General features: G+C 71.7%; 14 protein-coding genes. 12 read left to right on the top strand and 2 right to left on the bottom strand.

Annotated elements, in window-relative coordinates:
• Nucleotides 1-72: 72 nt before the first annotated feature.
• The 5 genes from ACZ9QC_RS41315 (at nt 73) to ACZ9QC_RS41295 (ending at nt 5,869) form a co-directional block, all read left to right on the top strand.
• Nucleotides 73-2,046, top strand: a complete 1,974-nt coding sequence (locus tag ACZ9QC_RS41315) for a non-ribosomal peptide synthetase (RefSeq protein WP_472917821.1) — start codon at nt 73-75, stop codon at nt 2,044-2,046.
• Nucleotides 2,043-2,783, top strand: coding sequence for a thioesterase II family protein (locus tag ACZ9QC_RS41310; protein WP_472917820.1), 741 nt, complete (start codon nt 2,043-2,045; stop codon nt 2,781-2,783). Before ACZ9QC_RS41315 ends, ACZ9QC_RS41310 begins: the two co-directional genes overlap by 4 nt.
• Before the next feature lie 93 nt (nt 2,784-2,876).
• Nucleotides 2,877-3,995: a DUF6421 family protein gene (locus tag ACZ9QC_RS41305; protein WP_472917819.1), complete on the top strand. Its 1,119-nt coding sequence runs from the start codon at nt 2,877-2,879 to the stop codon at nt 3,993-3,995.
• A gap of 62 nt (nt 3,996-4,057) precedes the next feature.
• On the top strand, nt 4,058-4,930 hold the full coding sequence (locus tag ACZ9QC_RS41300) for a DUF6202 family protein (protein ID WP_472917818.1): 873 nt from the start codon (nt 4,058-4,060) through the stop codon (nt 4,928-4,930).
• A gap of 12 nt (nt 4,931-4,942) precedes the next feature.
• On the top strand, nt 4,943-5,869 hold the full coding sequence (locus tag ACZ9QC_RS41295; RefSeq protein WP_472917817.1) for a GNAT family N-acetyltransferase: 927 nt from the start codon (nt 4,943-4,945) through the stop codon (nt 5,867-5,869).
• A gap of 46 nt (nt 5,870-5,915) precedes the next feature.
• Here ACZ9QC_RS41295 and ACZ9QC_RS41290 read toward each other — a convergent pair whose 3' ends face one another.
• Both ACZ9QC_RS41290 and ACZ9QC_RS41285 read right to left on the bottom strand, forming a co-directional pair.
• Nucleotides 5,916-7,013 (bottom strand): aldo/keto reductase, encoded by a 1,098-nt coding sequence (locus tag ACZ9QC_RS41290; protein WP_472917816.1) that lies wholly within the window; start codon nt 7,011-7,013, stop codon nt 5,916-5,918.
• A 174-nt stretch (nt 7,014-7,187) separates the two neighbouring features.
• On the bottom strand, nt 7,188-7,985 hold the full coding sequence (locus ACZ9QC_RS41285) for an ATP-grasp domain-containing protein (protein ID WP_472917815.1): 798 nt from the start codon (nt 7,983-7,985) through the stop codon (nt 7,188-7,190).
• A 475-nt stretch (nt 7,986-8,460) separates the two neighbouring features.
• On the opposite strand from ACZ9QC_RS41285, the gene ACZ9QC_RS41280 reads away from it, so the two are divergent.
• The 7 genes from ACZ9QC_RS41280 to ACZ9QC_RS41250 all read left to right on the top strand — a co-directional run bounded on the left by ACZ9QC_RS41280 (nt 8,461) and on the right by ACZ9QC_RS41250 (nt 18,495).
• On the top strand, nt 8,461-10,017 hold the full coding sequence (locus tag ACZ9QC_RS41280) for an AMP-binding protein (RefSeq protein WP_472917814.1): 1,557 nt from the start codon (nt 8,461-8,463) through the stop codon (nt 10,015-10,017).
• The gene (locus ACZ9QC_RS41275) at nt 10,014-11,453 is read left to right on the top strand and encodes an MFS transporter (protein ID WP_472917813.1); all 1,440 of its coding nucleotides are present in this window, start codon (nt 10,014-10,016) and stop codon (nt 11,451-11,453) included. The genes ACZ9QC_RS41280 and ACZ9QC_RS41275 overlap by 4 nt, the downstream gene beginning before the upstream one ends.
• Entirely contained in the window at nt 11,450-12,685 is a 1,236-nt protein-coding gene (locus ACZ9QC_RS41270) for an NAD(P)/FAD-dependent oxidoreductase (protein ID WP_472917812.1), read from the top strand. The genes ACZ9QC_RS41275 and ACZ9QC_RS41270 overlap by 4 nt, the downstream gene beginning before the upstream one ends.
• Before the next feature lie 57 nt (nt 12,686-12,742).
• Complete coding sequence (locus ACZ9QC_RS41265; protein ID WP_472917811.1) at nt 12,743-15,817, top strand: non-ribosomal peptide synthetase; 3,075 nt, start codon at nt 12,743-12,745, stop codon at nt 15,815-15,817.
• On the top strand, nt 15,814-16,815 hold the full coding sequence (locus tag ACZ9QC_RS41260; RefSeq protein WP_472917810.1) for an aldo/keto reductase: 1,002 nt from the start codon (nt 15,814-15,816) through the stop codon (nt 16,813-16,815). Before ACZ9QC_RS41265 ends, ACZ9QC_RS41260 begins: the two co-directional genes overlap by 4 nt.
• Nucleotides 16,816-16,874: 59 nt before the next feature.
• Nucleotides 16,875-17,579, top strand: a complete 705-nt coding sequence (locus ACZ9QC_RS41255; protein ID WP_472917809.1) for a sulfotransferase-like domain-containing protein — start codon at nt 16,875-16,877, stop codon at nt 17,577-17,579.
• Nucleotides 17,580-17,640: 61 nt separating this feature from the next.
• On the top strand, nt 17,641-18,495 hold the full coding sequence (locus ACZ9QC_RS41250) for a family 3 encapsulin nanocompartment shell protein (RefSeq protein WP_472917808.1): 855 nt from the start codon (nt 17,641-17,643) through the stop codon (nt 18,493-18,495).
• The last annotated feature ends 7 nt before the right edge of the window (nt 18,496-18,502 follow it).

Genomic DNA, 18,502 nt, shown 5'->3' with positions numbered 1-18,502 from the left:
GACCGAACACAATTTGATCGCCCCGCAACACGGATCACCAAATTCCGCTTATTGCACGGGGGAGTTTCTCAGTTGTCGTCATCGCACCACAGGAAAGAAATCGGCGAACCACTGCCGGACGTCCCGTTCGTTCCCGCGCACGAGGCGGTGGCCCAGGTGGCCGCCGACCGGCCGACGGAGGTCGCCGTGCGCTGCGGTGACATCGAGGTCACCTACGGCGAACTGATCGCCTGGTCCCGGCGGCTGTCCCACCGGCTGGACGCCGCCGGGGTGGGCTCCGGCGACCGGGTCGCCCTCGTGGCCGAGCCCTCGGTGACGATGATCGCGTCCGTGCTGGGCGTGCTCGGCGCGGGAGCCGCCTACGTGCCCGTCGACCCGGGGCAGCCGGATGCCCGTCTCGCCACGGTCCTCGACGACGCCCGGGTGAAGGCCGTCGTGGCGACGGCACGCACGGCGCCGCGGACGACCACCGTCTCCCCCGTTCCCGTCATCACCGCCCCGGACGCCCCGGACGTCCAGGACGCCCCCGACCCGGAACCCGGAGGGGAGCCGGGCGCCTTCGCCGCCGAGGTCGGCCCGAGGGACCCGGCCTATCTCGTCTACACCTCGGGCAGCACGGGTGAGCCCAAGGGCGTCGTCGTGGAGCACCGGAACCTCGCCACCTCGACCCGGGCTCGGCTCATGGTTCATCCGGGCAGCCCGACCTTCCTGCTGGTCTCACCGCTGGCCTTCGATTCGTCGGTCGCCGGGATATGGGGGACGCTCCAGGCGGGCGGCTGCCTGGTCGTCGCGTCCGAGGAGGAACTGCGCGACCCCGAGCGACTGGTCTCCCTCGTCGGCCGCCGCCGGGTGGACCGCCTCCTGTGCGTGCCCGCGCTGTACGGGCTGCTGCTCGACGCCGCCGAACGCACCGATCTCGGTCGGCTGGCGTCCCTACGGCGGGTGATCGTGGCGGGCGAGGCTCTGGCGCAGTCACTGGTCGACCGGCACTTCGCGGTCCATCCCCACGGGGTGGACCTCGTCAACGAGTACGGCCCGACGGAGACGACCGTGTGGGCCACCTTCCGCCGCTTCACCCGCGTCGCGCCGGTCGACATCGGCGGACCGATCCCCGGAGCCAGGCTCCATGTGCTCGACGACGAGCTCCGGCCCGTGGACCCGGGCGCGGAAGGCGAGTTGTTCATCGGCGGGCCGGGGGTGGCCCGTGGCTATTTCGACCGGCCCGAGGCCACGGCGGCGGTCTTCCTCGACGACCCCTTCGCCGACGAGCCGGGCGCGCGCATGTACCGCACGGGTGACATCGTGCGCCGGAATTCCGAGCACAGGCTGGACTTCGTCGGCCGCAAGGACGACCAGCTCAAGGTCCGGGGGCACCGGGTGGAGCCCGGTGCGGTCGAGTCGGCGCTCCGCAGGCTGGCCGGCGTCGAGGAGGCGGTCGTACTGCGCGACGCGGCAGGCACGGGCCTGGTCGGCTTCGTCGCCTCGCGGGAGGGCGCGGACGCGGTCGCGCTGCGGCGCGCCCTCGCGGCGGAGTTGCCCTCCGTGATGGTCCCCGGTGAGCTGCGGGTACGGCCGGCGCTGCCGCGCAACCGCAACGGCAAGCTCGACCGCGCGCTGCTGCGGACGCTCGCCTCGGAGCCGCCCACCATCGAGCCACCGACCGCCGGGCCGCCCTCCGCCGAGTCACCCACAGTCCAGGCCCCGGCCGCGCACCTCACCCGCGACCCGCTCACCGCCCAGGTGACCGCCGCGTGGGCGGAGGTGCTCGGCACGCCCACGGTGCCCTCGGATGTCAACTTCTTCGATCTCGGCGGTCATTCGCTGGCCATGTTCAAGCTCCAGGACGCGTTGGAGCAGCACTGCGGCCTGCGGCCGTCGATCGTCGCCCTGTTCCAGGAGACCACCGTGACGGCACAGGTCGCGCTCATCCGCGCCGGCCGCGAGCAGGGGGAGGAGGCGTCGGCCGGCTCCTCGGCCGAGGCCGCCCGCCGGGCCCGTACCGCCAGACTTCGGCAGCAGCGCGCCCGGAAGGGGGTCAGCCGGTGACCGGGGGTACCTCTCGCCGGCTGACGTGCGACACCGCGCGGCCGGAGGCGCGGATCCGTCTGGTGTGCTTCCCGCACGCCGGCGGGTCGGCGTCGTTCTACCGCGACTGGGGCGGGGCCCTGGACGAGGTGGAGGTGCACGCCGTTCAGTACCCGGGGCGTGCCGACCGGTTCGACGAGGAGCCCCCGCACGACCTCGTCCGGCTCGCGGGCGACATCGCCGACGCGCTCGAACCGCTCGCCGACCGTCCCCTCGCCTTCTTCGGGCACAGCCTGGGCGCACCCATAGCTCTGGAGACCGCACGCGCGCTGCAACGCCGGAACATCCACATCGAGCACCTGTTCGCTTCGGGGTCGCGTGACGCTCCGCTGCCCACCGGCCTCGTCGCAGAGGAGGACCCGGACCGACTGCTCGACGATCTGGTCAGGATGGGCGGCACCGACGCGGAGATGGCGGCCGACCCGATCTTCCAGGAGGTGGTCCTGCCCTATCTGATCGCCGACGGCCGTATGTTCCACGACTACGTGATGTCTCCCGAGCCGTTGCTCACCTGTCCGGTCACCACCCTCGTCGGCGACCGGGACGACGACGCGGACCGCCGTCCGTGGAGTGCCCTCAGCACGGCGCCGGTCCGGGAGGTCGGGGTCTCCGGCAATCACTTCTACCTCATCGCCGACCCGCCGTACGCGGTTCTGCGCGCGACTCTCGCGGCCGCTCCACGGCACGGCTCCCGCTGAATTGCGGGACCGATTGCGGCCCTTCCGAAAACGCAAAGATTCGAACATCCGGGCGTGGTAGCGTGCACCGGAGTTGACGGGGAGGAGCATTTGTTGATCGACATCGACATGGGCTCGGTGTTCGCGGAAGTCAATGAATTACGGGGGGAGTTCGGCAGTCACTCCGCGTTCCGTGAGGCGGACACCCAGAAGGAGTTGGCCCGTCGACTCGAAGGATCCACTCACCTACGGCGGCAGCCGATAGTCCAGGCCTTTCTGGAGGATCTGCGTACGTTCGCTCCCGGTTCCAGACTGCGGGCCACGAAGGAACACATCAACAGCCGTCGGGACAACCACATCTTCTCGTTGTTCGACGCCTCGTACTTTCCGTCGCTGTCCCTCGACTACCTCACGTACGAGATGCTGCCCACCGATCCGCACCTGGCGGAGCGGTACGCCAGTCCCACCGCTCCGGTCACCGTGACAGGGCAGTCCGACGGATTCCGTTCGCGTGTGGTGGTGGCGCTCTTTCCCGAGAACCACTTCGACGGGATCCAGGACCCGGACGACCTCATCTTCTACTTCATCGACAAGTTCGTCGAACGGCACAACCGCACCACCCGCAAAATGATCGACGCGGTGATGGCCGCGGGGAGTTTCCCGCTCATCCAGGGAGCGACGGACAGACAGGTGGAGCAGGCCTCGTCGTGGTGGGTGCGACTGCACGAGTACCACCACCGGCAGGGTGACATGCCGATCCCCGCGTTCCTGTCGGCGAAGAAGTACAAGCCCCTCGCGGGACTCGAAGAGCTGCGCGTGGACGTCTCGGCCATGCTGGTCCTGCTGAACGACCCCGCCCTCCCGGCCGAACAGGCGCGGACCGCCTACGAGTACATCCTCGCCGAACGCCTGCTGCGCTACGCCGTCGAAGGCATCCCACGGCCCAACTACGACGCCGTGGCCTCCCAGTTGCTCTTCGGGTACCTCAGCGAGCACGACGGCATCCGGGTGGCCGGCGGCAGGATCGAGCTGAGTCCCGACATCCCCCTCGTGCTGGCCCGCTTCCTCGGCGCGATCCAGGACATCGAGCGCAGGATCCACGAGGAACCCGTCGAAGCCGTCCGCCGGCGCCTGCTGGAATTCACCAACCGCTACACGGATTACGACCCGGTGGCCCGCGACTACCGCTACATCCCGTTCTTCGCCGATGTGAAAGAGCGACTCGGCGTATGACCTCGGCCGGACATCGGCCTGTTCAGCGAACCTCGTCGTCCTCATACTTCTCTGGAGCGATCGTGACTGCTGCAACCGAGTTCTCCCTCGCCGACCGGACCGAACTCGACGAGCGGGTGGACCAGGAAATCGACCGGGCGGGACTGCGACGGGCGGACCACGCGTTCTTCGGGAACGCGCGCGCCGCCGAATCCGTCTCCCCGCGGGCCGCGCTCACCCTGGGCGTGTGGTGGCGGTCGATGACGAAGAGCTTCATGTTCAGCACCATCGCCGGCATGGGCGAGATGGCCCGGGTGTTCTCGGCGCAGGACGCGCCGACACACGACATCCTCGGCGCCTTCCAGACCGTCTACCGGGTGATCGGCGACGACCTGGACAACGCCGCGCCGGAGTTCCGGGCCGTGGCGCCGCAGGGTCCGGCCGGCATCCACTACGTGTGGTGGGACGACACCATCGTCGCCCCGCTGGCGGCCGGGCTGGGCGCGGACGAGCTGCGGGCGGCGAATCAACTACCGGACGCGATCAGGGAGTTGCTGGCCAACATGGACCGGCTCGGACGCTCCCCGCTCGGGGCGGCGATCCAACTGCGGGTGGTGGAGACCATAGCGCTGGACATCGCCGTGGCCTTCCGCCGGCTGTACGCGAAGGTCCGGGTGGACGGGGAGCGGGTCTTCGGTGAGACCGACCAGTTCGCCTGGATCGATTCCCACATCAAGGCGGAGACGGTGCACGCGGCGCAGGTCAGCGACGACGAGACCGGTATGACCTGGGTGGTCACGGACACGGCGCAGGCCGCCGAGTTCCTCACGCTGGTCAGGGAGTACTCCGAGAACTGGTCCCGGGCCCTCGCGTGCTTCGCCGACTGTCTGACCGGCTCCGCGTCGGCGTCCGCCGGGTCCCCCGGCGCCACGAACTCCGTCGCCGCGGGTGCCTGACCCGCCCGGCGCATGGAGATCGTGGACCGCTACGGCCTGACGCTCGCCCTGATCGAGCCCTCGGAACTGGCCGAGGAACCCTGGACCAGGACGGATCAGCCCATCGACGTCGTCCGGCTGCCCAACCCCCCGGCCGAGACCTGGGACGACCTCGCGCGCCGGGGGTTCATCCGCAAGCCGTCCCTGCTCACCTGGGTGGCCGAGCTGGGCGCGGACGAGGACGCCTTCCTCGCGGGTCTCGACCGCTCGTCACGCCAGACCGTACGGCGCGCCCAGCGCCAGGCGGTCACGGCCGGTGTGCGCGAGACGGTCGAGGACCCGGTGACACCGGCCACCCTCGACCGGTTCCTCGCGCTCTACCAGGAGCGGGTGGCCGACATGCGGTTCGGCGTCCCGTTCGCGCTCGACCACCGGGACGCCGTCCTGCACGGGCCACGAAAGTTCTTCGGGGTCTTCGCGTACGACGGAGACGAACTGGTCGGCGGCTGTCTGGCCCTCGAATGCCCGGCGGTGGACACGCTGGTGCTCCGGTTCTCCGCGGTGAGCGCGGCGTACCGGCGCTCCAGCCTGCCCCGCGTCATCTACTTCTCCGTGCTGCGGGCGGCGCGCGCCAGGGGCTACGGGCGGGCGACGCTGGGCAACGAACCGAATCTCATGGGGCATCTGACGCAGCCGGGGCTGCTCCGTTTCAAGACCGCTCTGGGATTCCGCGCGGTCCCCTCGCACGAGTGCGCCGACCCCCAGGCCTGCGACGAGGCCGATCTCGTCCTGCGGCTGACGGCACTCAGCGATCCGACGCTCGTCCTCGGGTACGCCGGGCGGCGCCTCGCGGCACACCTGATCAGCGAGAAGCCGATGGAACCGGCCGAGGCCGAGCTCTACACGGCGCCGTTCCTGGAACCGGGAACCGTCCACCACCAGCCGGCGTGGCCGGAGTGAACTCCGGTCGCCCCCGTGGCCCGCGCCCGGCGGGGGCGACCGGAGTTCAGGCCACGGGCACGATCGGTGTGCTCATCCGGTCGGGGTCCCCGCCGATCAGGGAGTCCCGCACGAGACGGCCGATCTCGTGCGGGCTGCCCAGCTCCACGGCGCTCACCGTGTCCAGCCGGACCAGGTGCTCGTCCGTGAGCGTGACGTCGAGCGACCTGAGGTACTCCTCCAGCTGGTTCACGTCGCGCGGGCCGATCACCGGCACGAACGCGGTGGTCGACCGTGCCGCGCGGTCGCGCAGCCAGGCCAGCGCCACCTGGGGCGCGGAGAGTCCCGTCTCCTCGGCCACGGCGAGGACGGTGTTCACGACCGCCTCGATCCGGTCGGTGTCGTTGCGCGGGTGACGGCGGTTCTGGTCGCTCACCCAGCCGGCCGCCGTACGCCGGTACTTGCCGGTGAGAAGGCCGCCGCCCAGCGGGGACCACAGGGCGGCGCCGAGACCGAGCGCCTCGGCCATGGGCAGCAGTTCGCGCTCGCCGGTGCGGTTGACCAGGTTGTACTCGGTCTGGATGCCGATGACGGGGGCCCAGCCGCGCAGTTCCGCGATCGTCACGGCGCGGGAGACGCGCCAGGCGGGGAAGTTGGAGAGACCGGCGTAGAGGATCTTGCCGCTGCGCACGAGCTGGTCGACGGCGGTGAGGATCTCCTCGGTCGGTGTGAGCGTGTCGGGGAAGTGGGCCCAGTACAGGTCGATGTGGTCGGTCCGCAGGCGCCGCAGGCTGGACTCGACGGAACGGATCATGTTCTTGCGGCTGTTGCCGGTGTCGGAGACGCCCGGACGGGCGGAGTCGCTGTTGGTGTACTTCGACGACAGGACGAAGTGGTCGCGGTCGGCGGCGAGAAACTCGCCCAGCAGCTTCTCCGACTCGCCGAACTGGTAGCAGTCGGCGGTGTCGATGAGGGTGCCGCCGGCCTCGGCGAACCGGTCGAAGATCTTGCGCGCGTCCTCCCGTCCGGCGCCGTCGCCCCGTCGGGCCCACATCAGCCCCGCGGCCTCGGGGTGCGCGCCGACGCCCGCACCGAAGTTGGCCGTACCGAGGGCGAACTCCGACACACGCAGCCCGGTGTTGCGGCCGAAGGTGGTGTAGCGCATGGCTCTCCTGAGTGCTGGCGGGTACGGGGTCGAGGGGCAGGGGGCGGCGGGGCGGAAGGGGCGGCGCCGGGAGCGGCGCGGGCCCGTGAGCGGCGCGGGCCCGTGAGCGGCGCGGGCCCGTGAGCGGCGCGGGCCCGTGAGCGGCGCGGGCCCGTGAGCGGCGCGGGCCCGCATTCAGGCGGAGGTCTTCGCCTCGACCCAGTCGAAGACACCGCCGAGCACCTGGCGGTGCTGTTCCCTGCCCAGCATGGAGAGGTAGCCCGGGACCGGATTGACCTCCAGGACGACATAGCCGTCCGGGGCGGGCAGGATGTCCAGGCCGGCCAGGGTGATGCCCATGGCCCGGGTGGCGCGCAGCGACAGGTCGACGAGGTCGTCGGGGGCCTCGAACCGCTCGAAGGAGGCGCCTTCCATGGTCTTGCAGCGCCAGGAGCCCGGTGCCGGCAGCTTGAGCATGTTGATCGGGGTCGCCTCCCCCGCGACCGTGATCCGGTACTCGCCGCCGGACGTCGGGTAGAAGCGCTGGCAGACCAGGGTCGGATAGCGGGAGAGCAGTTCCTCGGCGACGGCCTTCTCGGCCGCGAAGTCGGCGACGCGCTCCACGTCGGTGCCGCGGTAGCCGAAGGAGGGCTTGAGGATGACCGCGCCCCACTCCTCGCAGGCCGCCTCGACGTCCGCGAGGGAGGTCGCCGAGCGGGTGGGCGGTACGGGCACACCGGCCGCGGCCAGCCGTTGGGCCATCAGGAACTTGCTGTATCCCGTCACCCACACGTCCGCCGGGTCGAAGAGCCGCAGCCCGGGGACGTTGCTGAGCATGGTCAGCCGTTCGACGCGGTCCTGCCAGTCGTCCCCGTACAGCTTGGAGCGGTTGATGACGGCGTCGAAGGCCTCCGCGGGCTCCCCTCCCAGGGTGAGTGTCACGCCGGACGGGCCGGGGCGATAGGCGAGCTCCTCGAGCGTGAAGAACGACATTTCATGCCCGCGCTCCCGACCGTACTCCACCAGGCTTATGCCATCGGGATCGATTCCCGAATAGTCCCAGCCGAGCAGGCCTATCTTCACCGTGCCTCCAGTGCTCGCGCATTGCCGTGGACAGAGCGGACGCCGTCGCAGCCTCACTCTCGCCGCCACTGTCTGTCAAGTGCTTTATCTCCGGGACACGTTGAACACGGATCGCCGCAATCGTGGACACTGCGCGCTTTTGCGCGAACGGTGATGACGGCGTGTGTTTGATAAACAGAATCGGATTTCTCCGTTCCGCCTACCGCGGCCTTCCGTCATCCTCTAGGCTCTGCCATCGGATTCGTGCTGCAGGTACCAATCTCGAAGTACGAAGAGCGGGGGCGCTTCAGTGGGTAAATGGGACACGCTGGTAATTCCCGGACCGGAGACGGCCGCGAAATACCGGGCAGCCGGCTGGTGGCGAGAGGAAACGTTTCTGGCCGACTTGGCCGAAGCTGTTCGCACCAGACCGGAGCATCCCGCCGTCATCGCCTACGAGGGCCGGGACCTCACCCGGGAGGTGAGCTACGCCGAACTGGCCCGCCTGGTGGAGCGGTTCGCCGCCGCGCTCACCGAACTCGGCGTCGGCACGGGCGACGTGGTCGCGCTCTACCTCCCGAACCGCTGGGTCCTCACCCCCCTGTACCTGGCCTGCCACCGGGTGGGGGCCGTCGCCTGCCCGGTGATCCCCGCGCTGGACGTGCGGGAACTGGCCCAGGTGCTCCAGGAGAGCGCCGCACGGATCTGCGTCACCGTCGACCGCTTCAACGACATCGACTACGGCGCCCGGCTCGCCGAGGCCGCTCCCCCCACCCTCGCCCACCGGGTCGTGGTGGGCGACGCCGCCGCCACCGGCGCGGTCGACTTCGACGAGTTCTTCGTCCGCACACCCTGGGAGGAGCGGCACGACGTCGACACGGCGCGGAGTTCGGGACCCGACGATCCGGCCCTGCTGCTCTACACCTCCGGCACCACCGGCCGGATGAAGGGTGTCGTGCACAGCCAGAACACCCTGCACGCGGCGGTGCTCGCGGTGTCCGAGCCGCACCGGCTCACCCGGGACGACGTCATCTCCATCCCCAACTTCGCCACACACATGGCCGGTCTGACCTACGCCTGCTACATGCCGCTGCTCCTGCACGGCACCTGTGTGATGCAGGAGGCCAACCGGGACATGGAGCTGCTGCTCGACATCGTCGCCGCCCACCGCGTCACCTGGGCCTACGCCTCCCCGGCGTACCTCGTGGACCTGCTGGAGGCCCAGCGCAAGGAGCCCCGGGACACCTCCAGCGTCGTACAGATCGTGTCCGGCTCCGCCCCCATCGACCCGGGGTTGATCGCCCAGGTCCGCGAGGTCTTCGACATCCCGGTGCGCGCCCTGTGGGGCATGACCGAGAACGGGGCCGTCACCGTGACCCGGGACGACGACCCGGAGGGCTGGGCGGGCCACAGCGACGGCCGCGCCGAGCCGTGGATGGAACTGCGGATCGCCGTCGAGGACGGCGGCGACTCCGGCCGGCTGCTGGTGCGCGGGGCCTCGCAGTGCCTCGGCTACCTGGGTCGGCGCGAGGTCTACGAGGCATGCCTCGACGCGGACGGCTGGTTCGACACCAGCGACCTGGCCCGGGACGACGGCCGGGGCGGCATCCGTATCGTCGGCCGCAGCGTCGACCAGATCACCCGGGGCAGCGGCCAGAAGGTCTCCACCCTGGAGGTCGAGGCCGTGCTGACCCGGCACCCGGCCGTCAAGGAGGTCGCGCTCGTCGGCTGTCCCGATCCGCGGATCCCGGGCGGCGAGTTGGTCTGCGCCGTCGTCGTGCCGGAGGGCGAACCGCCCACCCTGGCGACCCTGCACGGCCATCTCGCGCAGGAGCGGATGGCGGAGGTGCTCTGGCCCGACCGGGTGCAGTTCGTCTGGGAACTGCCCAAGAACTCACTGGGCAAGGTGCTGCGGCACCCGCTGCGCGAACGTCTCGAGATCGAATACGCCGCCCGCCGATGACGGCGTCCGCGCGGACCGCCGCCGACGCCTCGAAGTTCCCCGAGGAGGGCCACGTCGGCAGGCGGCGGTCGGTCGCGCTCGCGGTGATCTCCTCGGCGCAGCTGATGTTCCTGCTGGACGCGACCATCGTCAATGTGGCGCTGCCCGACATCCAGAGGTCATTACGGCTGGAGGGCTCGGACCTGGAGTGGGTCGTGGCGTCGTACTCGGTCGCCTTCGGGGGACTGCTGATGCTGGGCGGCCGGGCGGGGGACATCCTCGGCAGACGGCGCGTGTTCATGACCGGCGTGGCGGTCTTCACCGTCGCCTCGCTGCTCGGCGGATTCGCCACCGATGCCTGGCTGCTGACCGTCTGCCGCACCGCGCAGGGGGTGGGCGCCGCCGCGGCCTCGCCCGCCGCCCTGTCGCTGATCGCGGTGACCTTCCCCGAGGGCCCGGGACGCAACCGGGCCGTCGGCTGGTACACGGCGGTGGCCACGGCGGGCGGCGGTGTGGGGCTGCTGGCGGGCGGGCTGATCACCGTCCACCTGTCCTGGCGCTGGGTGATGTTCGTGAACGTCCCGCTCGGCGTGGCGATCTTCGCCGTCGGCGCCGGGGTGCTGCGCGAGACACCGCGTACCCGCGGCGCGTTCGACGTCCTCGGGGCGGTCACCGGCACCCTGGCCGCGCTGCTGCTGTGCTTCGGACTGATCGACGGCGCGTCCGGCGGCGGCAACTGGTCCTCGCCGGTGGTGCTGGGGGCGCTCGGCACGGCGGCCCTCCTGCTGCCCGTGTTCGTTCTCGTCGAGCGGCGCAGCGCCCAACCCCTCGTCCCGCTGCGGCTGTTCGCCGACCGCACCCGACTGGGCAGCTACGCCGTGACGGCGCTCATCAGCACGGCCGTGTTCGGCATCTTCTTCTTCCTGACCCTCTTCCTCCAACAGGTCTGGGACTACAGCCCGCTGCGCACCGCGCTGGTCTACCTCCCGCTGACCTGTCTGCTGATCCTCGGGGCCAAGGCGGGCGCCCCGCTCCTGGCGCTCTTCGGCACCCGTGCGGTGGTCTGCGGCGGTCTGCTGGTGGCCACCACCGGGATCCTGTGGCTGGCGAGGATCGGCGACTCCGGCGGCTACACCACCGGAATGCTCGTGCCGACCGTGCTGACCTACGCGGGTCTGGGCGTGACCGGGGTGCCGCTGACCCTGACCGCGCTCGCGAAGGTCGCCGACGAGGACTCGGGCGCGGCGTCCGGACTGGTCAACATGGCCCGCCAGATCGGCGGTGCGACCGGTCTCGCCGTGCTGGGCGCGGTGGCATGGTCGTCCGGTGCCGCCGCGTCCGGCGGAACGGCGGCGGGACTGTCCACGGGGGTCGCCCGAGGGTTCGCCGTGGCGGGTGGCCTCACCCTGCTGGCGCTGTGCGTGGCGGCCCTCACCCTGCCCCGGAAGGGCCGGTGAGCGCCGTGCGGGAGCCGGACGTCCTGGTCGTGGGCGGAGGAGTCGCGGGTGCCTCGGCCGGCTACTTCCTGGGCCGCTCCGGCTGCCGGGTGACGCTGCTGGAGGCGGAGAGCGCCCCGGGCACGCACGCCACCGGCCGGTCGGCGGCGCTCTTCTCCGAGTACTACGGGAACGCCGTCGTACGGGAGTTGACCGGGGCCTCCCGTGCCTTCTACGAGACTCCCCCGGCGGGATTCTCGCCCGTCGCCGAGTTGCTGCGACCGCGCGGTGTCCTGGCCCTCGGGACCCCGGGCACCGGCCGGGAGTTCGACGCCGCGAAGGCCTCCGGCGCGGGCGCCCCGCAGCCGGTGGTCGAGGTGGACCGCGAGCAGGCGCTCACCCTGTGCCCGGCGCTGCGACCGAGCGCCTTCGACCGTGCGCTGTACAAGCCGGGTGCCCGCGACATCGACACGGACGCCGTCCTCCAGGGTTTTCTGCGGGGCCTCAAGGCCACCGGCGGGACCGTCGTGACCGGCGCACGGGTGCACACCCTGACCCGGCGCGGCGGGCGGTGGCACGCGGCGACCTCGGCCGGGGAGTTCTGCGCGCCGCTCGTGGTGGACGCGGCGGGAGGGTGGGCCGACCAGGTGGCGGAGTCGGCCGGTGTCCCGACCCAGGGCCTGGTGGCATACCGCCGTACGGCCGCGCTCGTCTCCCTCCCGACGGATCGGATCCCGGCGGACCGGGCTCGGGCGGATCGGGCTCGGGCGGATCGGGCTCCGGCGGACGGGGCGCCCGGGAACGGGTGCCAGCCGGGCACGGCGGCGGCCGGCATCGCCCGCTGGCCGATGATCGCCGACGTGGCCGGCACGTTCTACGCCCGCCCCGAGTCCGGCGGGCTGCTGGTCTCGCCCGCCGATGCCACACCCGTCCCGCCCGGTGACGCACGGCCCGACGAGCGTGACGTGGCACTGGCCCTCGACCGGTTCCGGGCGGTGGTGGACCTGCCGGTCCGTCACGTCCGCCGCGCCTGGGCCGGACTGCGCAGCTCGGCGCCCGACGACACCCCCGTGATCGGCCCCGACCCGGAGGCGCCCGGCTTCTGCTGGCTCGCCGGACTCGGCGGCTACGGGATCCAGACAGCCCCCGCGGCGGGCGCCCTGCTCGCCGCGCTCGTCGCCGGGAACGAGCCGCCACCCGGGCTCGCCGGGGCCGTCGCGGGCACCACCCCCGCCCGCGCCGACCGGTCGTGAACAGCCATCTCTCTGGCGCCCCCACCCACATCAGCATCAGCAGAGAGCTCGGAGGATATGTCGGAAACGAAGTGGCAGGTCGCCGGCGCGGAGGTCGACCACGGACCGTACCGTCCGGTGGCGACCCTCATCGAGGAACAGGCCGACCGCACCCCGGACCGTACCGCCCTCGTCCACCGGGGCGAGACCGAGACGGCCCTGACCTACGCGGAGTTCGACGCGCTCGCCAACGGGCTGGCCGCGGAGCTGACCTCGGTGGGAGTGCGCGAGGGCGATCTCGTCCCGCTGATGATCGGCAACAGTGTCGAACTCCCGCTGTGCATGGTCGCCCTGATGAAACTGGGCGCGGTGTTCGTCCTCTGTGACCCGGCCTGGCCGGAGGAGCGGCTGCGCGCCGTCCTGAAGGTGCTCGACCCTCCGCTGTCCCTGACCACGGGGTCCCTCGTCCCCACGGACGGGAGGTCCCGTGTCGTCTCCCACCGGACCGTCGTCCCGAGCACCGAGCGCCCCGGAGTGCGGCCCGGTCCCGGTCGTCCGGTGTACGGCGTCTTCACCTCCGGCACCACCGGCGTCCCGAAGTGCGCCGTCAATCTGCACGGCGGACTGACCAACCGGTTCCGCTTCATGTCCAGCTACTTCGCCGCCACCGGCGACGAGGTGGTGCTGCAGAACAGCCGTCACACCTTCGACTCCGCGATCTGGCAGCTGCTGTGGCCGCTGACGACGGGCGGCCGCACGATCATCCCCGAGCAGGGCGAGTTCCTCGATCTGGAACGGACCGTGGACACCATCGCCCGGTACGGGGTGACCGTCACCGACTTCGTCCCGGCGATCCTCGGCATGCTGGTGGCCCTGCTGGAGGCCGAGCCGGCGCATGTCTCCCGGGTCGCCTCGCTGCGCCATCTGGTGGTCGGCGGCGAGGAGATCATCCCGCACGCCGTGCACCGGCTCAGGGACCTCGTGCCGGGGCTCGGGATCACCAACGGGTACGGACCGTCCGAGGCGAGCATCGGGATGGTCTTCCACCGCGTCGACGGCACGGAGGGCGACCACATCCCGCTCGGGCGGCCCGTCGACAACTGCTACGCCCTCATCGACGGTGCGGACGCCGACGGCGTCGGGGAGATCCTCATCGGGGGCGCGTGTCTGGGTGCCGGGTACCTCGGCGCCCCGGAGCTCACCGCGGGGGCGTTCGTGCCCAACCCCTGCCCCGACGTTCCCGGCGAGCGGCTGTACCGCACCGGCGACCTCGGCCGGTTCGACGACTCGGGGCTGCTGCGGTTCGTCGGCCGCCGGGACCGGCAGGCCCAGGTCGACGGCGTACGGATCGAGCTCCGGGAGATCGAGACGACCGCCGAGTCCTGTCCCGGTGTCATCCAGGCCAAGGCGCTGACCCTGCGCCGGTCCGGCCGCACCCGGCTGGTGGTCGCCGTGGCGGCCGAGGACGGCACGACCCCGGCCGCCCTGCGCCGACACCTGGCCTCCGTGTTACCGCGCGTCCAGGTGCCCCGGCACTGCTTCGTCCTCCAGGCACTGCCGCTCACCGACAACGGCAAGGTCGATCTGCGGGCGCTGCGGACGATCGTCGAGGAGAAACTCGGCTCCGGCACGGGGACGGGCATGGGGACCGGCTCCGGCACGGAGACGGCCCCGGCCACGACGACGGATGCCGACGACGGCGCCGGGCTCACCCGTGCCGAGCGCGTCGCCGAGGTCATGGGGGCGGTGCTCGACCGGCCCGGCTTCGGCGTCCGTGACGATTTCCTCGACCACGGCGGCGACTCCCTCACCGCGCTGACCACAGCCCTGCGCATCCGGCACACGCTCGGCATGCGCGTCGGCATCTCCGACCTCTACGCGCACCGCACCCCGGCGGCGCTCGCCGCGGCGGTGCTCGACGACGGTGCCGCCACCGCCACCGCCACGTCCGCCGGGAACGAGGCCGCGCTGATGGAGCGCGACGCCGCGCTGCCGGAGGAACTGGCCGCCCTGGCACGGCGGGCCGGCGGCGCCCGCCCGGCCGTGCCGCCGCGCACCGTGCTGGTCACAGGGGCCACGGGCTTCGTGGGGGCCAGGGCCGTGCACCGACTGCTGACGACCACCGACGCCCGGGTGGTGTGCGTGGTGCGGGCCCGCGACGACGCGCACGCCCGGCACCGCCTCGTCGAAGCCCTGCGCTCGCAGGGGCTGTGGGAGGAAACCCTGGCCGGGCGGCTCGACGCCCGGCGCGGCGACCTCGCCCGGGGCCGCTTCGGCTGGACCCACCAGACCTGGGAGGCATACGCCGGCCGATGCGACGCCGTGCTGCACATCGGGGCGCTCGTCAACTTCCTGCTGGACTACCGGGCGCATCGCCCCGCCAATGTGACCGGCACGGCCGAGGTGTTGCGGTTCGCGCTGTCCGGACGGGTCAAGGCGCTGCATCACGTGTCGACCCTCGGGGTGCTCGACCGGGAGGCGGCCCGTGCGCGGGAGCGTGCGCGGGGCCGTCTCGGCGAGGACTTCGATCCCGCGCGGGCGGCGACGCCCGCGAGCGGCTACAGCCGTTCGAAGTGGGTCGCGGAGCGGCTGGTGCTCGCGGCACGGCGACTCGGCGCGCCGGTCACCCTCTACAGGCTCGGCGAGATCATGCCGGCCGCCGACAACGGCGTACCGAACCCCAAGGCGCTCACCCATCTGCTGCTGTCGGCGTTCCGTCGGCTGGGCCTGCGGCCCGACGTACCGATGCGCTCGGACTACACACCCGTCGACGAGACGGCCGCGCGGCTGGTCGCCGGCCTCGCCGAGGCGGCCGCGGGCGCGGTCCACCATGTGTTCCGCGACGGCGGTGCGGACTTCGCCGCGATCGCCCTCACCGACGGCGAACGGACCGTTCCCGTAAGGGAGTTCATGGCGGCACTGCGGGCCGCCGCAGCCGAGGACGCGGGTTCCCCGGCGGCCGTGCTGGACGCCGTGCTCACCCTGCTGCCCGCGTCCGGGCCCGACGGCACACCGGACTTCCGGCGGCTGCTGACCGACAACCCCGGCCTGTTCACCCGTGAGTCCTGCACGGCGCTCGACGGCCGCCACGGCCTGCGGGAACAGCCGCTGGAGGCGGCCCTCGCGGCCTACCGCACCACCCTCACCCAGTGACACGAGAGGACGACATGCACCAGCGCACCATGGGCCGGCTCGGCTGGCGGATCAGCGAGATCGGCTACGGCATGTGGGGCATCGGCGGCGGCCCCGGCGGTTTCACCGGCTGGGACTACGACACCGCGCCCCACTGTCTGGACCTGGCGGTGGAGGAGGGCTGCACCTTCTTCGACACCGCCTGGGTCTACGGCCGGGGTGTGAGCGAGCGGATGCTCGGCGCCCTGCTGCGCCGGCACCCCGACCGTCGCCTCCGCGTCGCCACCAAGGTCCCCCCGCTCAACCGTGAATGGCCGCCCCGCCCGCAGGACACCCTCGACGACGTCTTCCCGCCCGACCACATCCGGGAGTACGTCCACCGCAGTCTGGAGAACCTCGGCACCGAACGCATCGACCTGTTGCAGTTCCACGTCTGGGAGGACCGCTGGAGCGACGACGAACGCTGGCAGCGCGTGATCTCCGACCTCAAGGCGGAGGGTGTCATCGAGGGCTTCGGCCTCAGCGTCAACCGCTGGGAGCCGGCCAACTGCCTGCGCGCGATCGACACCGGTCTCGTCGACGTCGTCCAGGTCATCTACAACATCTTCGACCAGGCCCCGGAGGACGAGCTGTTCGAACGGGCGCTGCGCGACGACATCGGCATCATCGCCCGTGTCCCCTTCGACGAGGGCGGCCTCACCGGCCGGCTCACCCGGGACACGACGTTCCCCGAGGAGGACTGGCGCGCCGTCTACTTCGGCCCGGAGAACCTCGGCCCGACCGTCGAACGCGCCGAACTCCTCAAGAAGATCCTCCCCGAGGGAGTCACCCTGCCCGAACTCGCGCTCCGTTTCATCCTGCACCACCCCGCCGTGAGCACGGTCATCCCCGGCATGCGCACACCCGAGCACGCGCGCGCCAACCTCGCCGTCTCCGGCGCTCCGCCGCTCGACCCGGCTCTGCTGGCGGAGCTGCGCGCACACCGCTGGGACCGGCAGCCGACGGAGTGGTCGATGTGACCGGGGCCCCGCCCCCGAGCCAGGCCCCTCGCCCCGCGTCGCGCCCCACGGTCATCGCGATGTGGGCGCACCCGAGAGCGGTCTCCACGGCGTTCCTCCGCATGATGATCGAGCGCGGTGACGTGACCGTCGTGCACGAGCCGCTGGTCCTGCTCACCGACCACGGCGAGGTGTCCGTCCCCGACCCGGACGGCGGTACGGCGACCCTGCGCGACCCCGGTGAGCTGCTGGCCCACCTCGCCCGCCTCGGCGCCCACCGGCCGGTGTTCTTCAAGGACACCCTGGAGTACCACCACCAGCATCTCTTCGACCGTCCGGAGCGGATCGCCGACTTCGAGCACACCTTCATCGTCCGCCATCCGGCCCGCACGATCGCCTCGCACCACGCGATCAAGCCCGAGCTGGCCTGCCGGGAGATCGGTTACGAGCACCAGTACGCCCTGTTCGAACTGGCGTGGAAGATCACCGGCCGACGCCCGGTGGTCATCACCGCCGAACAACTCCTCGCCGACCCGGCGCGGGTCGTCGCGGCGTACTGCGACCGGGTGGGTCTGCCGTTCCTGCCCGAGGCGCTGAACTGGCGGCCCGGTGAGCGCTCCGAGTGGCGCCAGAACCGTCGCTGGCACCTCGACGCCATCGCCAGTGCGGGGTTCCGGGCTCCGGAGAAGGAGTACGCCGCCACGGTCGAGAACGACGCACGGCTGCGGGGCTACTACGAGCACCATCTCCCGTACTACGAGCGCCTGGTCGAGCACGCGCTCTGACGTGCCCACCGCCTACCGCCCACCAACACCGGCTCCACCGACCCCGAGGACGTACGCCCCGATGACGACGACCGCTGGTACGACGACCGCCGGTAGGACGACCCCCGCCGGCGCGACGGCAACCGCCTCCCCGGGCGAGCAGTTCGCCCGGGCCTTCGCCGAGGACCCGGAGAAGGCAGAGGTCCGGTTCGAGTACACCATCACCGACTCCTTCCAGCCCGGGAAGGACCGGCCGCGGCTGACCGCCCGCAACCTGTTCAAGAAGCAGCGCGTCACGAGCGAGACGGTCCGGTCGTGGTTCGAGACCCGGCCGGACGCGCCGCACGCGTCCGGCGGGCTGCGGGAGAGCGCGTACCGGTTCGAGGCGGCCACCTACGGAGTGCGGCCGATCACCGCGTGGGTGCAGATCCCCGAGGCCCTCGGCGAACAGCCCGACGCACTGGCCCAGTTCATCGACCACCGGCTCATGGTCCGGCTCGGCACCGCGGAGAACCGCGCCCTGACCCTGGACGTCGTGGACCACCCGGATGTCGCCACCCTGCCGTACACCGGTTCCTACACCGCCGGAGTCCTCGCCGCCTTCAACGAGATAGAGCAGCAGGGCGGCACCGGCCACGCCCTGATGATCAACCCCCAGGACTACTACGGGGAGTGGGTGGGCTCCGGCAGCCTGCTGGCCGACCTCGCCCGCGAGAAGGTGATGATCTGCCGCCACCGCCATGTCGCTCCCGGCTCCGCGCTGGTCGGCGACTTCGCGATGGCCGCACGTCTGCTGGAGTCCGGCCGCTCGGTGATCAAGGTCGCGGAGCCGCCGCCCGGCCTCTTCGAGCGACCGGGCACGGCCGTCTGCGCCGAGGTTCACGAGAGCGTGGCCGTACAGCAGCCGACCCACTTCTTCCACGCGGTGCGCGCCTGAGCGGGCG

It is taken from the genome of Streptomyces sp. HUAS MS02 (assembly GCF_055702265.1).
This window is presented reverse-complemented; position numbering and strand designations above follow the sequence as displayed.